The 19534-nt window shown below is 71.8% G+C and carries 17 protein-coding genes; 11 read left to right on the top strand and 6 right to left on the bottom strand.

What is annotated here, in order from left to right; all coding sequences use genetic code 11:
- Positions 1-27: 27 nt before the first annotated feature.
- The gene (locus EIY87_RS17835) at positions 28-1470 is read right to left on the bottom strand and encodes a CCA tRNA nucleotidyltransferase (RefSeq protein WP_125309319.1); all 1443 of its coding nucleotides are present in this window, start codon (positions 1468-1470) and stop codon (positions 28-30) included.
- Between the two features lie 101 nt (positions 1471-1571).
- Between EIY87_RS17835 and EIY87_RS17840 the strand changes: the two genes are divergently transcribed.
- Both EIY87_RS17840 and EIY87_RS17845 read left to right on the top strand, forming a co-directional pair.
- The gene (locus tag EIY87_RS17840; RefSeq protein WP_163046934.1) at positions 1572-2114 is read left to right on the top strand and encodes an NUDIX hydrolase; all 543 of its coding nucleotides are present in this window, start codon (positions 1572-1574) and stop codon (positions 2112-2114) included.
- Positions 2111-4264, top strand: coding sequence for a DUF6049 family protein (locus EIY87_RS17845; protein ID WP_125309321.1), 2154 nt, complete (start codon positions 2111-2113; stop codon positions 4262-4264). Before EIY87_RS17840 ends, EIY87_RS17845 begins: the two co-directional genes overlap by 4 nt.
- A gap of 124 nt (positions 4265-4388) precedes the next feature.
- Here the strand turns inward: EIY87_RS17845 and EIY87_RS17850 are convergent, their stop codons facing one another.
- The gene (locus EIY87_RS17850; RefSeq protein WP_125309323.1) at positions 4389-5264 is read right to left on the bottom strand and encodes a hypothetical protein; all 876 of its coding nucleotides are present in this window, start codon (positions 5262-5264) and stop codon (positions 4389-4391) included.
- A gap of 561 nt (positions 5265-5825) precedes the next feature.
- On the opposite strand from EIY87_RS17850, the gene murJ reads away from it, so the two are divergent.
- The 7 genes from murJ (at position 5826) to EIY87_RS17885 (ending at position 13505) form a co-directional block, all read left to right on the top strand.
- The gene (gene murJ / locus EIY87_RS17855; protein ID WP_225439933.1) at positions 5826-7550 is read left to right on the top strand and encodes a murein biosynthesis integral membrane protein MurJ; all 1725 of its coding nucleotides are present in this window, start codon (positions 5826-5828) and stop codon (positions 7548-7550) included.
- 82 nt (positions 7551-7632) lie between these two features.
- The gene (locus EIY87_RS17860) at positions 7633-9222 is read left to right on the top strand and encodes a protein kinase family protein (protein ID WP_125309325.1); all 1590 of its coding nucleotides are present in this window, start codon (positions 7633-7635) and stop codon (positions 9220-9222) included.
- A 31-nt stretch (positions 9223-9253) separates the two neighbouring features.
- Positions 9254-9877, top strand: coding sequence for an RNA polymerase sigma factor SigM (sigM, locus tag EIY87_RS17865; RefSeq protein WP_125309327.1), 624 nt, complete (start codon positions 9254-9256; stop codon positions 9875-9877).
- On the top strand, positions 9874-10653 hold the full coding sequence (locus EIY87_RS17870; RefSeq protein ID WP_125309329.1) for a hypothetical protein: 780 nt from the start codon (positions 9874-9876) through the stop codon (positions 10651-10653). Before sigM ends, EIY87_RS17870 begins: the two co-directional genes overlap by 4 nt.
- Before the next feature lie 79 nt (positions 10654-10732).
- Positions 10733-11725 carry a thioredoxin-disulfide reductase gene (gene trxB / locus EIY87_RS17875; RefSeq protein WP_125309331.1) on the top strand — a complete coding sequence of 331 codons (993 nt, stop codon included), beginning with the start codon at positions 10733-10735 and terminating at the stop codon, positions 11723-11725.
- 35 nt (positions 11726-11760) lie between these two features.
- The gene (gene trxA, locus EIY87_RS17880; RefSeq protein WP_003082899.1) at positions 11761-12084 is read left to right on the top strand and encodes a thioredoxin; all 324 of its coding nucleotides are present in this window, start codon (positions 11761-11763) and stop codon (positions 12082-12084) included.
- A gap of 272 nt (positions 12085-12356) precedes the next feature.
- A complete protein-coding gene (locus tag EIY87_RS17885) occupies positions 12357-13505 on the top strand; it encodes an N-acetylmuramoyl-L-alanine amidase (protein WP_086857097.1) in 1149 nt (382 codons plus the stop codon).
- Positions 13506-13714: 209 nt separating this feature from the next.
- Here the strand turns inward: EIY87_RS17885 and EIY87_RS17890 are convergent, their stop codons facing one another.
- The gene (locus EIY87_RS17890) at positions 13715-14359 is read right to left on the bottom strand and encodes a GNAT family N-acetyltransferase (protein ID WP_125309333.1); all 645 of its coding nucleotides are present in this window, start codon (positions 14357-14359) and stop codon (positions 13715-13717) included.
- A gap of 188 nt (positions 14360-14547) precedes the next feature.
- Between EIY87_RS17890 and EIY87_RS17895 the strand changes: the two genes are divergently transcribed.
- Positions 14548-15867 carry an aminotransferase-like domain-containing protein gene (locus tag EIY87_RS17895; RefSeq protein ID WP_125309335.1) on the top strand — a complete coding sequence of 440 codons (1320 nt, stop codon included), beginning with the start codon at positions 14548-14550 and terminating at the stop codon, positions 15865-15867.
- Positions 15868-15890: 23 nt separating this feature from the next.
- Complete coding sequence (locus EIY87_RS17900; RefSeq protein WP_125309337.1) at positions 15891-16835, top strand: D-alanine--D-alanine ligase family protein; 945 nt, start codon at positions 15891-15893, stop codon at positions 16833-16835.
- 1 nt (position 16836) lies between these two features.
- On the opposite strand, the gene EIY87_RS17905 is transcribed toward EIY87_RS17900, so the two are convergent.
- From EIY87_RS17905 to EIY87_RS17915, 3 genes are all read right to left on the bottom strand, one after another.
- Positions 16837-17460 (bottom strand): hypothetical protein, encoded by a 624-nt coding sequence (locus EIY87_RS17905; protein ID WP_225439918.1) that lies wholly within the window; start codon positions 17458-17460, stop codon positions 16837-16839.
- A 79-nt stretch (positions 17461-17539) separates the two neighbouring features.
- A complete protein-coding gene (locus EIY87_RS17910; RefSeq protein WP_125309339.1) occupies positions 17540-18538 on the bottom strand; it encodes a ParB/RepB/Spo0J family partition protein in 999 nt (332 codons plus the stop codon).
- Entirely contained in the window at positions 18535-19461 is a 927-nt protein-coding gene (locus tag EIY87_RS17915; protein ID WP_125309341.1) for a ParA family protein, read from the bottom strand. The genes EIY87_RS17910 and EIY87_RS17915 overlap by 4 nt, the downstream gene beginning before the upstream one ends.
- Positions 19462-19534 lie beyond the last annotated feature (73 nt).

Raw genomic sequence — 19534 nt, forward strand, 5'->3', positions numbered from 1 at the left:
GAAGCTGCCCCCGCCCCCCGTCACGGCTCAGCCGTTCCCGATGCCGTTTTCCGCGGCCCACTGCCTGAGCTCGGCCACGGCTTCGTCGTGCGCCAGCGGCCCCCGGTCCAGCCGGAGGTCCTTGAGGAACTTCCACGCCTTCCCGACGTCCGGCCCCGGCTGGATGCCCAGCAGCTCCATGATCTGCTCGCCGTTGAGGTCCGGGCGGACGCGGTCGAGGTCCTCCTTGGCCTTCAACGCCGTGATCCGGGCCTCGAGGTCGTCGTACGTCGCCTGCAGCGCGGCCGCCTTCCGGCGGTTGCGCGTGGTGCAGTCGGCGCGGACCAGCTTGTGCAGCCGGGTCAGCAGGTGGCCGGCGTCGGTGACGTACCGGCGGACCGCCGAGTCCGTCCACTCGCCCTTGCCGTAGCCGTGGAACCGCAGGTGGAGGAACACGAGCTGGGAGACGTCGTCGACGATCTCCTTCGAGTACTTCAGCGCCCGCAAACGTTTGCGGGCCATCCGCGCGCCGACGACTTCGTGGTGGTGGAAGCTGACGCCGCCGCCCGGCTGGAACTCGCGCGTCGCCGGCTTCCCGGCGTCGTGCAGCAGCGCCGCCAGCCGCAGGATGAGGTCCGGCTCCGACGTCGGCTCGTGCGACTTCTCCAGCTCGATCGCCTGGGCGAGCACGGTCAGCGAGTGCTGGTAGACGTCCTTGTGCTGGTGGTGCTCGTCGATGGCCAGCCGCATCCCGGGCACCTCGGGCAGCACCCGGTCGGCGAGCCCGGTGTCGACCAGCAGCTCCAGGCCCGGCCGCGGGTCGTCGGCCAGCAGCAGCTTCGACAGCTCGGCCTGCACGCGCTCGGCGGTGATCCGGTCGATCTCGCCCGCCATCGACGTCATCGCGTCGACCACCCGCGGCGCGGCGGTGAAGCCCAGCTGCGCGGCGAACCGGGCGGCCCGCAGCATCCGCAGCGGGTCGTCGGCGAACGACTCCTGCGGCGTCGCGGGCGTGTCGAGGACCTTCTCCTTCAAGGCGCTCAAGCCGTCGTGCGGGTCGATGAACGTCCCGGACGCCAGCTCGACGGCCATCGCGTTGACCGTGAAGTCGCGGCGGAGCAGGTCGCCCTCGATGCTGTCGCCGAAGGTGACCTCGGGGTTGCGGCCGACGCGGTCGTAGCTGTCCGCGCGGAACGTCGTGATCTCGAGCTGCATGCCCTTCTTGGTCACGCCGATGGTGCCGAAGGCGATCCCGACGTCCCAGACCGCGTCGCCCCACTCGCTGACGATCTTCAGCACCCGGTCCGGCCGGGCGTCCGTGGTGAAGTCGAGGTCGCCGGAGCGCCGGCCGAGCAGCGCGTCGCGCACGCTGCCCCCGACCAGGTAAAGGCGGTGGCCGGCACTGGCGAACCGCTCCGCCAGTTCCTCGGCCAGGGGGGAGACCCGCATCAGCTCCACCACCGCGTTCTGCTTGACGACCACGTCGTTCACGAAAATCCCACTACGTTCCAGGTGCGCTTGCTCCGAGCACCGCCGGACACGGACACGGAGAGCCAGCCTACCGGGGCAACCGTTTGCTCTAGCATCGCAGCATGTCTGGATCAGCCGGCCGACCCGGCGCCTCGAAGCCGCGGAGGCGGCGCAGGCGTCAGCGCGGCAGGCGCCTGACCACGGTCGACGAGACGTCGGCCGGCGGCCTCGTGGTGGACGCGGCACGCGAACAGGCGGTGCTGATCGGCCGGCTCGACCGGCACGGCAGACTGCTGTGGTCGCTGCCCAAGGGCCACATCGAGGACGGTGAGACGGTGGAACAGACGGCCGTGCGCGAGGTGAAGGAGGAAACCGGCATCTCCGCGCGCGTCATGCGGCCGCTGGGCACCATCGACTACTGGTTCGTGGCCGAGCGGCGGCGCATCCACAAGACCGTCCACCACTTCCTGCTCGAGGCGCTCGGCGGTGAGCTGTCCGACGAGGACGTCGAGGTCACCGAGGTGGCCTGGGTCCCGCTGGCCGAGCTGGAGACCAAACTCGCCTACTCCGACGAGCGCAAGCTCGTCCGGAAGGCCAAGGAACTTTTCGCGCGCCCGGACGTCCACGGACGAGACGAGCACGCCCCTGAGGGAGCCCCCGAGTGAAGCGGTTCGCCGCAGCCTTCCTTTCCGTCCTCTTCCTGGCCGTCCCCGCCTTCACCGGAGCCTCGGTGGCCCAGGCGGAAGAGGGCGCCCGCCTGCGCGTCGACCTGAACGAGCTCGCCCCGCGCGTGCTCACCGGGTCGACGACGACGCTGACCGTCGCGGGCACGGTAACCAACACCGGCGACCGGAAGATCACCCGGCCGCAGGTCCGCCTGCAGGTCGGCGACCGGGTCACGACCTCGCGCGGGGTCAACGACGTGCTCTCCGGCGCCGTCGTCAAGGACAGCCCGCTGACCGACTTCGCCCCGGTCGCGGACGCGCTGGAGCCGGGGCAGACCGCGCCGCTGAACATCACGGTGAACCTGACCGGCGCCCGCGCGGAGCGGTTCAGCCGCCCCGGCGTCTACCCGCTGCTGGTGAACGTGAACGGCACGCCGGAGTTCGGCGGGCCCGCGCGGCTCGGCGCGGTCAGCATGCTGATGCCGGTGCTGGCCGCCCCCGGCAAGCAGGCCACCGGCCGCGCCGGCGCGCCGAGCATGACCATGCTGTGGCCGCTGACCAGCAGCGTCCCGCAGGTGTACGCGGCGCCGTACGGCCAGCCGCTGGTGCTGCGCGACGACCGCCTTGCCGCCGAGATCGAGGGCGATGGCCGGTTGAACGCGCTGGTCACCGCCGCGGCCGCGGCCGTGCACGGCAACTCGAACCTCGCGAAGTCGATGTGCTTCGCCCTCGACCCGGACCTCCTGACCACGGTCGACGCGATGAGCCGCGGCTACCAGGTGCACACCGACGGCGGGAACGTCCAGGGCAAGGGCACCGAAGCCGCGAAGACGTGGCTCGCCTCGCTCAAGACGCTGCTGACCGGCCGGTGCGTCGTGGCCCTGCCCTTCGCCGACGCCGACCTCGACGCCGTCGCCAAGATCCGCCCGGGCGACACCTCCCTGGTGACCGCCGCGGTCTCGGGCGCGGCCACCATCCAGCAGCTGGCGGGTGTCACGCCGCAGACCGGTGTGCTCTGGCCGGGCGGCACGCCGAGCGAAGCGGTGCTCGCGGCGTTGTCCCAGGCCGGCGTCCGCACGGTGCTGACCGACGCGGGCAAGCTCGCGCCCGCCGCGGCCGGCGGCGGCGTGACCGTGCAGGGCAGCTCCGTGCGCGCGCAGCCGACCGACTCGCTGGTGTCGGCCGCCATGACGGGCGTGCCGACCGTGCCCGACTCGGTCACCGTGCCGGCGAACACCGAGCGCGCGATCTCGAGCCAGAACGGCCTCGGCGCCCTCGCCTTCCGGGCCGGCCTCGGCCAGCCCGCCGGCCAGGAGCGGCCCGACCACCTGCTGGTCGCCCCGCCGCGGCGCTGGGACGCGCCGGCCGCGGAGCTGACCGCGTACCTCGAGCAGGTGGCCGGCTTCATCAGCGCCGGCGTGGTCACCCCGATCGCCCTCCCGTCGCTGCTCTCGGCCGACCCGGCCGCCACCGGCGCGGTCGGCGACACCGGCCAGGACCCGAGCGCGGCGGTCGACCCCCAGGTCGTCTCGACGCTCTCGGCCGTCGAAGGCCAGGCCGCCGGCATGGCGTCCTCGATGCAGCTCGACGCCACCAAACGGGTGAAACCGGACGACGTCGTCGCCCCGGTCCGGCTGGCCGAGCTCCGCGGCACGTCGACGGCGTGGCGCGGCCTGCCCGCCGACGCGGCGACCGCGAACGCCCAGGCGGAGATCGCGGCGATCAGCGACCGCGTGAGCGTCCAGCAGCCGCGGCAGACGATCGCGCTGGCGTCCGGCAACTCCCCGCTGCCGGTGTACGTGGTGAACGACCTGCCGGTCGGCATCAACGCGCGGTTCACCCTGAGCAACAACACGGGCCTGCGCGCGGACGTCAGCAAGGAGGTCTCCTTCCCGGCGGGCGGCGGCCGGCAGTACCTGCTCCCGGTCGAGGCGCTGCGGGCCGGCCGGTTCAGCGTCGATGTGTCGTTGAGCACGCCCAGCGATACCCCGCTCGGGTCATCCGCGCGGTTCGAACTGACCTCCACGGAGTACGGCGCGATCACCATCATCGCGACCGTCGCCGCAGGTGTGGCGCTGCTTCTGCTCGCGTCGAGGCGCATCTACCGGCGGGTAAAGGACGCCCGGGCCGGACGCGATGTAGTGGACTGATCCCTCGGCCTTCGAGTGTTCCGGGCGGTTCCCGATTACCCTTGGTCCGCACGTGCGCGGCACCGGGCCGCGGCGACGGAGTAGAGCACCGAGGATTGGGCGCGCGTTGGAGAGAGAGCCGGGCTTACCACCCGAGCGTGCGAGTCGTCCTCGGCGCGAAGCCGGTCCGCCCCCGCAACGGGGGGACGGGCCCCCGCGCGCGTCCCAGCCGGCCCGCCGCCAGCAGCCGCCACCCCCGGAGGAGCGCGGCCGCAGGCAGCCGCCCCGAAACGGCCACACCCGCCAGCTGCCGACCCCGGACGACCCCCCGCGCCCGCCCCGCGACGGCCAGCCCCGCCGCGACGACCGCGCCCCGGCCGACGACCGCCAGCGGCGCCGGGGCCGGGACGACCTCCCGCCTCGCGACGACCGCCGCGACCGCGCGCCTCGCCCGGCCCGCGACGACCGCGCCCCGCGCGGCGACCGGCCGGTCCGGCCCCGCCGCGACGACCGAGTTCCCCAGGGCGAACGACCGCGCGACGACTGGCCCCAAGAAGACCCGCCACGCGACGACTGGCCACCGGACGAGCGCGCCCCCCGCGGCGGCGACCGCCCCGTCGACGACCGCGCCCTCCGCGAGGACCGGCCGCAGCGCCGCGGTCCGCAGGGACCACCACCTCAGCAGCTCCCGCCACGCGGCGGGCAGCCACCTCGCGGCGCCGGTGGCCCGGCGCCGACCCGGGTCCAGCCCGTGCCACCGCTCCCGCCACAGCCGGGCGGCCGCCCGCAGCCACCGGGTGGCGACCGCCTGGGCGGGTTGCAACCGGGTCAGCCGCTGAGTGGTGCCCAGCCCGTCACGTCCCAGCCAGGCGGCCAGCAGCCGGGCGGCGACCGCCCAGGCGGACCACCGCCGGGCCAGCCACCGGGCGGCGACCGCCCGGGTGGGCCACAGCAAGGCCAGCCACCGGGCGGCGACCGCCTCGGCGGATTGCAGCCAGGTCAGCCGCTGAGCGGTGCCCAACCCGTCACGTCACAGCCAGGCGGCCTGCCGCCGAGCGGCGACCGCCCAGGCGGGCCACCGCCGGGCCAGCCACCGGGTAGCGACCGCCTGGGTGGCGGCCAGCAGCCGGGTGGCGACCGCGCGAGCGGGTCACAGCAAGGCCAGCCACCGGGCGGCGACCGCCTCGGCGGGTTGCAACCGGGTCAGCCGCTCAGCGGTGCCCAGCCCGTCACGTCACAGCCGGGCGGCCTGCCGCCGGGTGTGCCGCCGAGCGGCGGCCAGCCCGTCGCGCCTCCGCCGAACCAGCCGCCGGCCGGTGACCGGCTCGGTGGGCTCCAGCCGGGTCAGCCGCTGAGCGGTGCCCAGCCCGTCGTCTCGCCGAGCGGTGACCGGCCGGGTGGCCCGCACCAGGGGCGGCTGCCGCAGCCGAGCCCGCCCGCGACCCCGCCGCCCGGCACGCCGGTTCCGCCGCGTGGTCGCGGTACCCGGCGGCCGGCGCCGGTACGGCCGTGGCAGGACGAGGCCCAGCGCCCGCCCGACCCGGAGGCCACGCGGTTCATCCCGCGCACCGCCGGCGTGCCGATGAACTCGCGGTGGCCGGTCGCCGACCCGGACGTCATGCGCCCGTACGACGCGCTGGCGACCCAGGTCATGCCGGCGCTCAAGGGGCCGCTGGTCAAGCCCCGGCCGGACGGGGAAGCGCCGGAGGCGCCGGCCAAGGCGCCGTCGCTGGCGAAGGCGTCCGGGCGGATGGCGATCGCGTCGCTGATCAGCCGGATCACCGGCTTCCTGTGGAAGCTGCTGCTGGTCGGCGCGATCGGCCAGGGCATCGCGAACGACTCGTTCAACGTCGCCAACACGATGCCGAACATCATCTTCGAGCTGCTGATGGGTGGCGTGCTCGCCAGCGTGGTGGTGCCGCTGCTGGTGCGCTCGCAGGACGACGACGACGGCGGCACGGCCTACACCCAGCGCCTGATCACCGTGGCGTTCACGCTGCTGCTGGTCGGCACGGTCGTCGCGGTGATCGCGGCACCGGCGTTCACCAGCCTCTACGTCGACCAGTCCGGCAAGGCGAGCGCGGAGCTGACCACGGCGTTCGCCTACCTGCTGCTGCCCGAAATCTTCTTCTACGGCGTCTTCGCGCTGCTCTCGGCGGTGCTGAACGCCAAGCAGATCTTCGGCCCCACCGCGTGGGCGCCGGTGATCAACAACCTGGTCGTCATCTTCACGATCCTGGTCGTCTGGATCATGCCCGGCGACATCAACACCGAGCAGGTGTCGATCACCGACCCGAAGGTGCTGACGCTGGGCATCGGCGTGACCGGCGGCATCGTCGCGCAGGCGCTGCTGCTGGTGCCGCCGCTGCTGCGGTCCGGCTTCCGGTTCAAGTGGCGCTGGGGCATCGACAAGCAGATGAAGGAGTTCGGCGGCCTCGCGCTCTGGATCCTCGGCTACGTCGCCGTCAGCCAGATCGGCTACACGATCAACACGCGCGTCCTGACCAGCGGTTCACCCGGTGGTGTGACGGCCTACAGCAACGCCTGGCTGCTCTTCCAGCTCCCGTACGGCGTCATCGGCGTCTCGCTGCTGACGGCGATCATGCCGCGGATGAGCCGCGCGGCCGCCGACGGCGACCACAAGAAGCTGATCGGCGACCTCTCCTACGCGTCGCGGATCTCGACGGTGATGCTCGTGCCGATCTCCGCGGTGATGACCGTGGTCGGCGGTTCGATCGGCATCGCGCTGTTCACCTTCGGCAAGGGCACGGTCGAGACCGCCGAGCGGCTCGGCGACGCGCTGGCCATCTCGGCGTTCGCGCTGCTGCCGTACGCGCTGGTGATGCTGCAGATGCGCGTGTTCTACGCGATGAAGGACGCGCGCACGCCGACGCTGATCATGATCGTGATGACGCTGGTCAAGGTGCCGCTGCTGTACCTGTGCCCGGTGCTGCTGTCGCCGGACAACGTCGTGCTCGGCGTCATGATGGTCAACGCGCTGACGTTCGTGGTCGGCGCGATCCTCGGCCAGGTGTGGCTCTGGGTGACGCTGGGCAACCTGCGGAGCAAGCGGGTGATCGGCGTGATCCTCTTCACGGTGGTGGCGAGCGTGCTCGGCGTCGCCGCGGCGTGGGTCGCGGGCAAGCTGGTGCCGGAGTCGTTCGGGCCGACATTCGGTGCGTGGGTGAAACTTCTCCTGCAGAGCGTCGTGGGCATCGTCGTCTCGTTCGGCGTGCTGATGGCGCTCAAGGTGGAGGAGCTGAAGCCGGCCACTTCGAGGTTCACCCGGTTGATCAAGCGCGGGTAACGATTCCGGTACGGATGGCGACGACTCGTGCGTCGTATTCTGGGTACCCTCGACAGCGGGGATCGAGCGGGAGCGAGTGAGGGTGGACACGAGGCGGAGCGAACAGGCGGGGGGTGCGAACCACGTGGGCAAGGCCCAGGTCGGATCGCTGGCCCCCGGGCGTGTGGTCGGCGACGGCCGCTACCGCCTCCTCGCGCAGTTCGGCGTGGACGAGCGGGGCGACGCGCACCTTTGGCGCGCCCGGGACGGGCAGCTGAAGCGGGACGTCGCGCTGACCCTGCTGGTCGGCGACCCGGCCGATCCCGAAGCCGCCCGGCTGGCCCGGCGCACCCTGGAACGCGCCACCCACGCGTCCAAGTTCGGCCACGGCGGCGTCGCCCGCGTGCTGGACGTGCTCGCGCTCGGCAGCGGCATCACCTCCAGCGAAGGCCTGCTCGGCGTTGTCGTCGCGGAGTGGACCAAGGGCAGCGACCTGGTCGACCTCGTCGCGCAGCGGCCGGTGGCGCCCGCCGCGGCCGCGCGGATGGTGCAGGCGCTGGCCGAAGCCGTCGAGCAGGCGCACCAGAACGGGCTCGTCCTCGGGCTCGACCACCCGCAGCGCCTCCGCCTGACGCCGAACGGCGCGCTCAAGCTCGCCTTCCCCGGCCCGCTGCCGGAAGCCACCCTCCGCGACGACGTCAAGGCGCTCGGCGCGGTCCTCTACCTGCTGCTGACCGGCCGCTGGGCGCTGCCCGGCGGCCCGCCCGCGATCCCGGCGGCGCCGCAGTCGCCGCAGGGGCGGATCGTCCCGCCCCGCCAGCTGGTGCCGACGGTCCCGGCGGACCTGTCGTCACTGGCCGTCCGCACGATCGAGGACGGCGGCAACGGCGGCATCCGCACCAGCGCGGCCATCCTCCGGATGCTCGACCAGGTGGCCGAGGAGGAAGAGCGCACCCAGCTGATCAAGGCCGTCGGGGGTGACCCGGCCGAGGGCGAAGGCACCGTCTGGACCACGAAGAAGCCGGTCAAGGACGTCGCCCGGCGGCGCAAGCTCGCGCTCGGCGTCACCGTGCTGGTGGTCGCGACCGTCGTCATCCTCGCCTGGGGCGGGCTGATGCTGATCAACGTCTTCCAGGGCGACTCGAAGGCGAGCGGGCCGACGATCAACGTCGCCGCGCCGCCGGCGTCGAGCCAGCCCGCCGGGCAGCCACCCGCCTCGAGCCAGCCGGCCCCGCCGCCGTCGCCCACCGTCGGCGCGCCGGTGAAGCCGCAGGCCATCGCCGTCTACAACCCCGAGGGCAAGGGCGACAACACCGCGCGGGCGAAGTACGCGATCGACGGCAAGGCCGAGACGCAGTGGCGGACCGAGCAGTACAAGCAGCAGTTCCCGGCCATCAAGCCGGGCGTCGGGCTGGTCGTCACCTTCAAGGACCCGATCACCCTCAGCCAGGTGCAGGTGTCCGGCGGCACCGCGGGCACCAAGGTCGAGATCCGCTCGGCAACCGAGAAGAACCCCGATCTGGCCGACACGAAGGTGGTCGGGAACGGCGATCTGAAGGACGGCGACACCACGATCCCGCTGGCCCAGCCGACCCAGGGTGAGTACTTCATCGTCTGGATCACCCAGCTGGGTGGAGCCGACGACGAGTTCCAGACGGAAATCGCGGACCTGACCTTCCTGCCTGCGGGGTGACGCACCCGACAGGGTCAGTAGGCTCTGCCGGGTGACAGCTGCAGCTCCCACGGATGCGGATCTGATAGCGGCTCACGCCGCGGGGGACCCCCATGCGTTCAGCGAACTCGTCCAACGGCACCGCGACCGCATGTGGGCGGTCGCCCTGCGCACGGTCCGCGACCCCGAAGAGGCCGCCGACGCGTTGCAGGACGCGTTCATCTCGGCGTTCCGGGCCGCCGACAAGTTCCGGGCGGAGTCGCAGGTCACGACGTGGCTGCACCGGATCGTGGTGAACGCCTGCCTCGACCGGATCCGCCGCCGCCAGGCCCGCCCGACCGTCCCGCTGCCGGAGACCGGCTTCAACGAGCCGGCGTCGCCGCGCGACTCGATGGCCGAGCGCGAGACCAGCCTGCTCGTGCGCGAAGCCCTCGAGCAGCTGCCCGAGGACCAGCGCGCCCCGATCGTGCTCGTCGACGTCGAGGGCTACTCGGTCGCCGAGACGGCGAAGCTCCTGGGCATCGCCGAAGGCACCGTGAAGAGCCGGTGCGCGCGGGGCCGCGGAAAACTCGCGAAGGTTCTCGGGCACCTGCGGAACCCCGATGCGATTGCGAACGTCCCAACTCACGAAAGCAAACGGGCCGGGCGTCAGCCGGGTAGCGGGGAGGGACGATGACGGACGAAAGCCGGGGGATCGGGGGGACCGTCGGTCCGCCCTGGTCTGTCGACGTGCTCGCCGACCTCCACGCCGGGGTACTGGACGACGCTCAGGCGGCCGAGCTGTGGCCGCTGGTCCACGCGGATCCGGAGGCCCAGGCGATCCTGGACGCCCTCGACGCCACGCAGGCCGACCTGGCCTCGTTCGCCGACGCGCCCGCGCCGCCGATGCCCGCGGAGTTCGCGGCCCGGCTGGACGCGGCGCTGGCCGCCGAAGCAGCGGCCAGGTTTCCCGAAGCCCGGCCGTCAGCTCCGGCACCGCGGGACGCCCAGGTGGTGGACCTCGCGGCGGCCCGGCGGCGGCGGACCAAGCGGCTCGGCTGGGCGGCCGGGGTGCTGACCGCGGCCGCGGCGGCGGTCGTCGCCGTGACGGTCGCCATCCCGGGGACGTCGCAGCAGAGCGGCACGCCGGACGTCGCCGCGCCGGCGCCTTCGGGCCCGTCGGTGGGCAACGACGGCGCCGGGGCGCAGGCACTGGTCGGCAAGGCGATCGGCGTCCGCGACTTCGGCCCGCTGCGGACCGAGGACAAGCTGGACGCGTGCATCGCGGCCGCCGGCCTCGACCCGAAGGTGCGGCCGGAGGGCATCCGCCCGGTGAACGTCGGCGGCAAGGCCGGGGTGATGATCATCCTGACCACCGGGAAGCTCGCGCAGTTCCGCCTGGTGGCCTTCGGCGCCGACTGCGGGCCCGGTAACCCGGCTGTGTTGTTCGACAAGGTCGTTGGGGAGAAGTAGCGGCTGTCACGGCTGGGAACATGGCCACCTACCATCGTGTTGAGCCTGGTACACGGGTCACTACGAGCGGAGGTCACGGGTGGCTGCCGAGGAAATCAGGAACCTGATCATCGTGGGGTCGGGTCCTGCCGGATACACCGCTGCCGTCTACGCGGCGCGGGCCCAGCTGGAACCGCTGGTGTTCGAGGGCACGCAGTTCGGCGGCGCGCTGATGACGACGACCGAGGTCGAGAACTTCCCCGGGTTCCGCGACGGCATCATGGGTCCCGACCTGATGGAGGAGATGCGCAAGCAGGCGGAGCGCTTCGGCGCCGAGCTGCGCGCGGAGGACGTCGAGTCGCTGGAGCTGACCGGGGACGTCAAGTACGTCCACGCGAACGGCAAGCGCTACGCCGCCCGCGCGGTCATCCTCGCCATGGGTGCGGCGGCGCGGTACCTGAACGTGCCGGGTGAGCAGGAACTGCTCGGCCGCGGGGTGTCGGCCTGTGCGACCTGTGACGGCTTCTTCTTCCGCGACCACGACATCGTGGTCGCCGGCGGTGGCGACTCGGCGATGGAGGAGGCGACCTTCCTGACGAAGTTCGCGAAGTCCGTCACCGTCGTCCACCGGCGCGACGAGTTCCGCGCGTCCAAGATCATGCTCGAGCGCGCCCGCGCGAACGAGAAGATCAAGTGGCGGCTGAACTCCCAGATCACCGAGGTGCTCGGCGACGGCAAGGTCGAGGGCCTGCGGCTGAAGGACACCAAGGACGGCAGCGAGTCCACGCTGGACGTCTCGGGCTTCTTCGTCGCGATCGGCCACGACCCCCGCAGCGAGCTCGTGCGCGGGCAGGTCGACCTGGACGAGGACGGCTACGTCATCACCCAGGGCCGCACCTCCTACACCAACGTCGACGGCGTCTTCGCGGCCGGCGACCTGGTCGACCGCACGTACCGGCAGGCGATCACCGCCTCGGGCTCCGGGTGCAGCGCGGCGATCGACGCGGAACGATGGCTCGCGGAGCACGGCGAATCGGACGCGCACGAGGCGGCCGAGCTCGTCGGCGGCGGCTACGGCGCCGGCACCAACTGACTTTCCGGCGTTCACTCACCCCTGAAGGAGAAACCATGGCCAACACCGTGAAGGTGACCGACGCGACGTTCGTCGACGAGGTCCTGACCAGCGAAAAGCCGGTTCTCGTCGACTTCTGGGCCACCTGGTGCGGGCCGTGCAAGATGGTCGCCCCGGTGCTCGAGGAGATCGCGGCCGAGAACGGCGAGAAGCTGACCATCGCCAAGATCGACATCGACGAGAACCCGAACACGCCGCGTGACTACCAGGTGATGTCGATCCCGACGCTGATCCTGTTCCAGGGCGGCAAGCCGGTGAAGCAGATCGTCGGCGCCAAGCCGAAGGCCGCGCTGCTGTCCGACCTCGCCGACGTTCTCTGAGCCCAGGCACACCCGGCGGACCCGGGGCCTGCGGGAATGCTCCCGCGGGTCCCGGGTCTTCGTCGTTCGGGGGAATCACACCGGTGTGGGTCGATCGAGCGTGACGAGGACCACTGAAGGTTCAGCACGAACGGGTTCTTGACGCACCTACCGGGCCTGCGCTGTCACCGAGAGTTCGCAAGGCACAATAGAAGACCTGGGCTTGTCCCAGCGAAGGTTTTCTGCCACGCACCGAGCCCCCGATTCGGTGCCTTAGGAAGAGCGAGGAGTGCATGCGGGTACTCCGCCGCGGTGACGCCGGTCCGGACGTCGCCGAGATCAGGTCCATCCTGGCCGGGATGGACCTGCTCCCGCCGGTCACCGGTACCGGCGACTACGGCACGTTCGACGTCGCCGTCGAGCACGCCGTCCGTGCCTTCCAGCAGCGCCGTGGGCTCATCACCGACGGCGTCGTGGGTCCGGCGACGTTCCAGGCGCTCAAGGGCGCCAGCTACCACCTGGGCAGCCGTCCGCTGTCCTACATGATCGCGTCGCCCGTCCACGGCGACGACGTCTTCACGCTCCAGGAGCGGCTGACCGAGCTGGGCTTCGACGCCGGCCGCCCCGACGGCTACTTCGGCCCGGCGACCGAGCGCGCGCTCAAGACGTTCCAGCGCGACATGCGCCTGACGCCGGACGGCATGTGCGGCCCGGCGACCATCCGCGAGCTGCACCGCCTGTCCTCGCCGCGCGCCCGCGGCGGCCGCCCCGTCTTCCTGCGCGAGCAGGAGCAGGTGCGCCAGGCCGGCCCCCGGCTGCGCGGCAAGCGCATCGTGATCGACCCCGGCCACGGCGGCGACGACCTCGGCGTGGTCGCCGGCAGCCTGCGCGAGGCCGACATCGCGTGGGACCTCGCGCGCCGCCTGGAAGGCCGGATGAAGGCCACCGGCATGGAGGCGCTGATCTCCCGCGGCCCGAACCACAGCCCGACCGAGCTGGAGCGCGCCCGCTTCGCGAACGACGCCGGCGCCGACCTGTTCCTGTCCCTGCACAGCGACGGCAACCCCTCGCCGCGCGCGCAGGGCATCGCGAGCTTCCACTTCGGCACCGGCAACGGCACGACGTCGACGGTGGGCGAGCTGCTGGCCGGCTTCATCCAGCGCGAGGTCGCGGCCCGCACGGGCATGCTGGACTGCCGCACGCACTACAAGACGTGGGAGATCTTCACCCGCACCCGCTGCCCGGCGGTCCGCGTGGAGATCGGCTACCTGACGAACCCGGACGACAGCCGCAAGCTGGCCGACCCGGCGTTCCGCGACATCGTCGCCGAGGGCATCCTCATCGCCGTCAAGCGGTTGTACCTGCTCGGCGAGGGCGACCAGCCGACGGGAACGTTCACGTTCGCCGACGTCCTGGCGCACGAGCTCGCGAAGGCCGAGTAGGCCCGACCACAACCCCTAGCGGCTCACCTTCACCTGCTCCACCACACCTGGGGACGCGCGCTCGCCGTCCCCAGGGTGGAGGGCAGTTCTCCACAGCTTGTCCACCGCTCCTATCAGCGCTCTGTGGATAACTCGGCACTTCATCCACAGTTGTGCACAGCACAATTTCGAGCGTGACGAAACGCAGGCGCAAACGTTTGCGGAGAGGGTCAGGCGCGGCCGAGACTCGGCTCGGCGGTGGTGATCGTCACCTGGCCGAGGAGCCGCTCCAGCGCGGCCTCGACGTCTTCCTTCCAGGTGATCGCCGAGCGCAGCTCGAGGCGCAGGCGCGGCCACTTCGGGTGCGGGCGGACCGTCTTGAAGCCGACGCTCTGCAGGAAGGCCGCGGGCAGCACGCAGCTGTGGCCGCCGTCCGGGTCCGTCTCGTCGGGGCGCGCGTCGCCGAACGCCTCGATCGCGCGGACGCCGCGCTTGGTGAGGTCCTTGGCGACCGCCTGGACCAGCATCCGGCCGAGCCCGCCGCCGCGGAACTCCGGGAGGACCTGGAAGGACGTGAGGAGCACCGCGTCCGCGCTCGGCGGGGACGTCGGGAAGGCCAGCGCGCGCGGGACGGCGTTCGGCGGGGCGTACAGCACGAACCCGACCGGCAGCGTGTCGCTGTAGACGATGCGGCCGCAGGAACCCCACTCGAGCAGCACGCTCGAGACCCAGGCTTCCTTCTCGACCTCGGTGGCGCCGAACTCCTCCGCCTGGTTCTTCAGGTGCGGGGCGAGCTCCCAGTACACGCACCGGCGGCAGCTCTTCGGCAAGTGCTCAAGGTTGTCCAGTGTGACGCCCACGACGCGACGCGACACCCGCGACCTCCCTGACCTGCGCTCCCGACCGGCTGCCCGGCCGTCAAGCCGCGCGGGACCACAGCACGAACACGGGAGCCATGGTCGAGGATAGGCCGATGTGACGAGCGCCGAAAGGCCAGGGGTCCCGGATGGGTGCACGGTTACACTCGACGGGATCTGTTAACCGAGCCCCGGGTGAATCGTCGATGACCGAGAACCGCCCCAGCAAGCCGCACAGCGGCCGCCAGAACCTCGATCCGCACCTCGAGCGGTACGCCGCCCGCACCGCGGGGATGACCGCCTCGGAGATCCGAGCGCTCTTCGCGGTCGCCAGCCGGCCCGAGGTGGTTTCGCTGGCCGGCGGCATGCCGAACCTGGCGGCGCTCCCGCTCGACACGCTGTCGGCGCAGGTGGCGGAAATCATCGCCGAAGACGGCCTCGTGGCGCTGCAGTACGGCTCGGCGCACGGCGTCCCCGTGCTGCGCGAGCAGATCTGCGAAATCATGGCACTCGAAGGCATCAAGGCGCACCCGGACGACGTCGTCGTGACCGTCGGCTCCCAGATGGGCCTGGACATGGTCACCCGGCTGTTCTGCGACCCCGGTGACGTCGTGATCGCCGAAGGCCCGTCCTACGTCGGCGCGCTGGGCTCGTTCGCCGCCTACCAGGCGCAGGTCGTGCACGTGGCGATGGACGACAACGGCCTGGTGCCTTCGCTGCTCCGGGAAGCACTCGATCAGGCGAAGAAGGCCGGCCGCCGGGTCAAGTTCCTCTACACGATCCCGAACTTCCACAACCCCGCCGGCGTCACGCTGGCCGTCGAGCGCCGCGCGGAGATCCTCGAGATCTGCCGCGAGCACGGCGTCCTGGTCGTCGAAGACAACCCGTACGGGTTGCTCGGCTTCGACGGCCAGACGTACCCGGCGCTGCGCTCGACCGACCCCGAGAACGTCGTCTACCTCGGGTCGTTCTCCAAGACGTTCGCCTCCGGCCTGCGCGTCGGCTGGGTGCTCGCGCCGCACGCCGTGCGCGAGAAGCTGGTGCTGGCCGCGGAGTCGGCGACGCTGTGCCCGCCGACGTTCAACCAGATGATCGTGTCGCGCTACCTGGCCACGCACGACTGGAAGGGCCAGATCAAGAAGTTCCGGGAGAACTACCGCGACCGGCGCGACGCGATGCTGTCCGCGCTGGAGCAGTACCTGCCCCCGGGCTGCTCGTGGACGAAGCCGGACGGCGGGTTCTACGTCTGGGTGACGGTGCCGGAAGGCGTTGACACCAAAGCGATGCTGCCGCGCGCGGTGACCGCCCGGGTGGCGTACGCGTCCGGCACCGGCTTCTACGCCGACGGCTTCGGCAGCCGCCAGATGCGGCTGTCGTACTGCTACCCGACACCGGAGCGCATCCGCGAGGGCGTGCGGCGGCTGGCGGCCGTGCTGGAGTCCGAAATGGACCTGGCCCGCACCTTCGGTAACGTGAGCGCGCGCCAGATCCAGGGGCCGCAGACACCGTCCCCGGACACGGTTTAGTTCTTTTCTAAGGAGTTTCCACGGTGGTCGACCGTACCGTTGCCGTGCTCGCCGGCGGGCTTTCGCACGAACGCGACGTCTCGCTGAGGTCCGGGCGACGGCTTTCCGCGGCGCTCAAGTCCGAAGGCCTCGGCATCGAGGAGTGGGACACCGACGCGGGCCTGCTGGAGCGCCTGCGCACCCAGCGGCCGGACGCGGTGGTCGTCGCGCTGCACGGCGGCGAGGGCGAGAACGGCTCGGTGCAGACGGTGCTGGAGATGCTGGACGTGCCGTTCGTCGGCACCGGCTCCCAGGGCTGCCGCCGCGCGTGGGACAAGCCGACCGCGAAGGCGTTGCTGCAGAACGCCGGGTTCGCCACGCCGGGCTGGGTGGTGCTGCCGCACAGCACGTTCCGCGAGCTGGGCGCCCAAGCGGTGCTCGACGCGATGGTGGAGCGCCTCGGCCTGCCGCTGATCCTCAAGCCCGACCAGGGTGGCTCGGCGCTCGGCACCCAGGTGGTCCGCGAGGCCGCGGAGCTGCCCGCGGCGATGGTCGGCTGCTTCGCCTACGGCGACACGGTGCTCGCCGAGCGGTTCGTGGACGGCGTCGAGGTGGCCGTGACGGTCATCGAGGGCGAGGACGGCCCCGAGGCCCTCCCGGCGGTCGAGATCGTCCCGGAGAGCGGCGTGTACGACTACACGGCCCGCTACACGGCCGGCCTGACCGACTTCTTCACCCCGGCCCGCCTCGACGACACCGCGGCCAAGGCGGTGGCCGAGCTGGCCGTCGCCGCGCACCGCGTGCTCGGCCTGCGCGACATCTCCCGCACCGACGCGGTCGTCGCTCCGGACGGCACGGTGCACTTCCTCGAGGTGAACCCGTCGCCGGGCCTCACCGAGACGTCGACGGTCCCGATGGCGATCGAGGCCGCGGGCAAGTCGCTCGGCACGGTGTTCGGCGAACTGATCGGGCGCGCGATCTCCCGCTGACTCAGAGGTACGGACTGAAGTGGTCGGCCACCAGGCCGGCCACTTCTTCTGCGTTCCGGGAGCCGTCGACCTCCACCACCCGGATGCCGTGTTCGCGCGCGGTGCGGACGGCGTCGTCGGCGAGCAGCCGGTCCCGCGCGATCCGGTTCTGCTGCGCGCGCACGGGATCGCTGACCTTGGTCGTGACCACACCGGCCCGCGGCAGGGACTTCAGCTGGTGCTGCCGGAACTCCTCGGTCGGCACCAGCACCACCATCCGCCGCGGCGAGTCGAGCAGCGGCGCCACGAACTCCGGGCGCAACCCCCACCCCTCGGCGAGCAACGGCCGGCCGGAGTCGAGTGCGCGCAGGTCGTCGAGCGCCCACTCGAACCGCAACGCGAAAACCTCGCGCGTCGCGGCCGCCATCTCCTCCGGCGTCGAGCGCACCCACATCCGTTCCGGATCGCGCGGGGGTGCGCCGGTGGCGAGCAAGCGATCGTTGTGGCCGCGCGCGTCGTGGTAGTCGTAGTGGTACGCCGTCAGCCCGTGCCGGACGGCGAGCAGCCGGGCGACGGTCGACTTGCCCGCCCACTGCGCGCCGCCGATCCAGAGCGCGCGGGCGATCGAACCGGTCGGGTCCCACACGTTTCCCCCCGTTGCTCAGCGTCGCGGCGGAGTGATCCCTCCGCAATCATCACCGTGACGAAACACCCCGGGGTGATCCCTAATCGGTTTTCGGCGTCTGATTCGTCCCATTCGCATCGATGATCGCGACGATCCGCTCGAGGTCGTCGACCGAGCCGAACTCGAGCGTGATCCGGCCCTTGCGGCGGCCGAGGTCGACCTTCACGCGGGTGTCGAACCGGTCCGAGAGGCGGTTCGCGAGCTCCTGCAACCCGGGCGCCTGGATCGGCTTGCGCGGCGCGGGCTTCGGCTTGGCCGGCTTCTCGCTCTTCTTGAGCGTGACGGCTTCCTCGGTCGCCCGGACCGACATGCCTTCCGCGACGATCTTGGCGGCGAGCTCTTCCTGGCTTTCCGCGTCCTCCAGCGACAGCAACGCGCGCGCGTGCCCGGCGGACAGGACGCCCGCGGCGACCCGGCGCTGCACCGGCAGGGGGAGCTTGAGGAGCCGGATCGTGTTGGTGATGACCGGGCGGCTGCGGCCGATCCGGCTCGCCAGCTCCTCGTGCGTCACCGCGAACTCGTCGAGCAGCTGCTGGTACGCCGCCGCCTCTTCGAGCGGGTTCAGCTGGACGCGGTGGATGTTCTCCAGGAGCGCGTCGCGCAGCATCGACTCGTCGGCGGTCTGCCGGACGATCGCCGGGATCGCCTCGAGCTCCGCCTGCTGCGATGCCCGGAGCCGCCGCTCGCCCATGACGAGCTCGTACTCGTCGTTGCCGAGCTCGCGGACCACGATGGGCTGCATGAGCCCGAACTCGCGGATCGAGTGCTCGAGTTCGGCGAGCGCGTCCTCGTCGAAGACCTGCCGCGGCTGCTTCGGGTTGGGCTTGACCGAGCCGACCGGGATCTCGCGGTAGACGGCGCCGGCGACCTCGCCGCTGTGCTGCTTCGCCTGACCGTTGGCCGCGAACCAGCCCTTGTCTTCGGTCGCCTTCTTGTCCGCCGCCGCGTCGCCGCCCGCGGGCAGGGGACCGCCGGTGGCGGGTCCGGTCGGGATCAGGGCGGCGAGGCCGCGCCCCAGCCCTCCTCGACGCTCGGTCATGTCGAACTACCCCTCTCCAACTGTGCGCCGCGCTCGGCGATCTCCTTGGCCGCGTCGACGTAGCTCATCGCACCACGCGAACCGGGATCGTAAGCGAGGACGGTCTGGCCGTACCCGGGCGCCTCCGACACCTTCACGCTGCGGGGGATGACGGTCTTCAGCACGGTGTCGCCGAAGTGGTTGCGGACCTCGTTCGTCACCTGGTCGGCCAGCTTGGTCCGGCCGTCGTACATGGTGAGGAGGATCGTCGAGACGTGGAGCTCGCGGTTGAGGTGCTGCTGCACGAGCTCGATGTTGCTCAGCAGCTGCCCGAGTCCTTCGAGCGCGTAGTACTCGCACTGGATCGGGATGAGCACCTCCTGCGCGGCGACCATCGCGTTGACCGTGAGGAGGCCGAGCGACGGCGGGCAGTCGATGAAGACGTAGTCGACGCCGATCTCGTTGAGGATCTCCGAGGAGATCGCTTCCTTGAGCCGGGACTCGCGGGACGCCATCGAGACGAGCTCGATCTCGGCGCCGGCGAGGTCGATCGTCGCGGGGACGCAGAAGAGGTTCGGCGACTGCTCGGTCGGCTGCGCGGCGTCCGCGAGCGTCACCTCGCCGATCAGCACCTCGTAGATGGACGGCGTCCCGGACCGGTGGTCAACGTCGAGCGCGGTGCTCGCGTTGCCCTGCGGGTCGAGGTCGACGACGAGCGTCTTGAGCCCGTGGACGGCGAGCGCGGCGGCGAGGTTGACCGTGCTCGTGGTCTTGCCGACGCCGCCCTTCTGGTTGGCGACGGTCAGCACGCGACGGCGACCGGGGCGGGGGAGTTCCCCCTCCTTCGGGTGCAGCAGACGCGCGGCGCGGGCGGCTTCTTCGGCGATCGGGGTCCAGCCCACGTCGGGGGTGGTCTCCGTGGAGTCGGACGGCGGGGGATTCACCGGTCTCGACACCTCCTCCATGTAGACGTCTGGTCGGTGGTCGAGTCGCGTCGTTTCACGTGGAACATGGCGA

This window comes from Amycolatopsis eburnea (assembly GCF_003937945.1).
GTDB lineage: Bacteria > Actinomycetota > Actinomycetes > Mycobacteriales > Pseudonocardiaceae > Amycolatopsis > Amycolatopsis eburnea.

Bases quoted from the DNA above. Each gene is read 5' to 3' on its own strand.
- EIY87_RS17840 (WP_163046934.1), top strand. From the start codon at position 1,572: ATGTCTGGATCAGCCGGCCGACCCGGCGCCTCGAAGCCGCGGAGGCGG.
- murJ (WP_225439933.1), top strand. From the start codon at position 5,826: ATGAACTCGCGGTGGCCGGTCGCCGACCCGGACGTCATGCGCCCGTAC.
- EIY87_RS17870 (WP_125309329.1), top strand. From the start codon at position 9,874: ATGACGGACGAAAGCCGGGGGATCGGGGGGACCGTCGGTCCGCCCTGG.
- trxA (WP_003082899.1), top strand. From the start codon at position 11,761: ATGGCCAACACCGTGAAGGTGACCGACGCGACGTTCGTCGACGAGGTC.
- EIY87_RS17885 (WP_086857097.1), top strand. From the start codon at position 12,357: ATGCGGGTACTCCGCCGCGGTGACGCCGGTCCGGACGTCGCCGAGATC.
- EIY87_RS17895 (WP_125309335.1), top strand. From the start codon at position 14,548: ATGACCGAGAACCGCCCCAGCAAGCCGCACAGCGGCCGCCAGAACCTC.
- EIY87_RS17910 (WP_125309339.1), bottom strand. From the start codon at position 18,538: ATGACCGAGCGTCGAGGAGGGCTGGGGCGCGGCCTCGCCGCCCTGATC.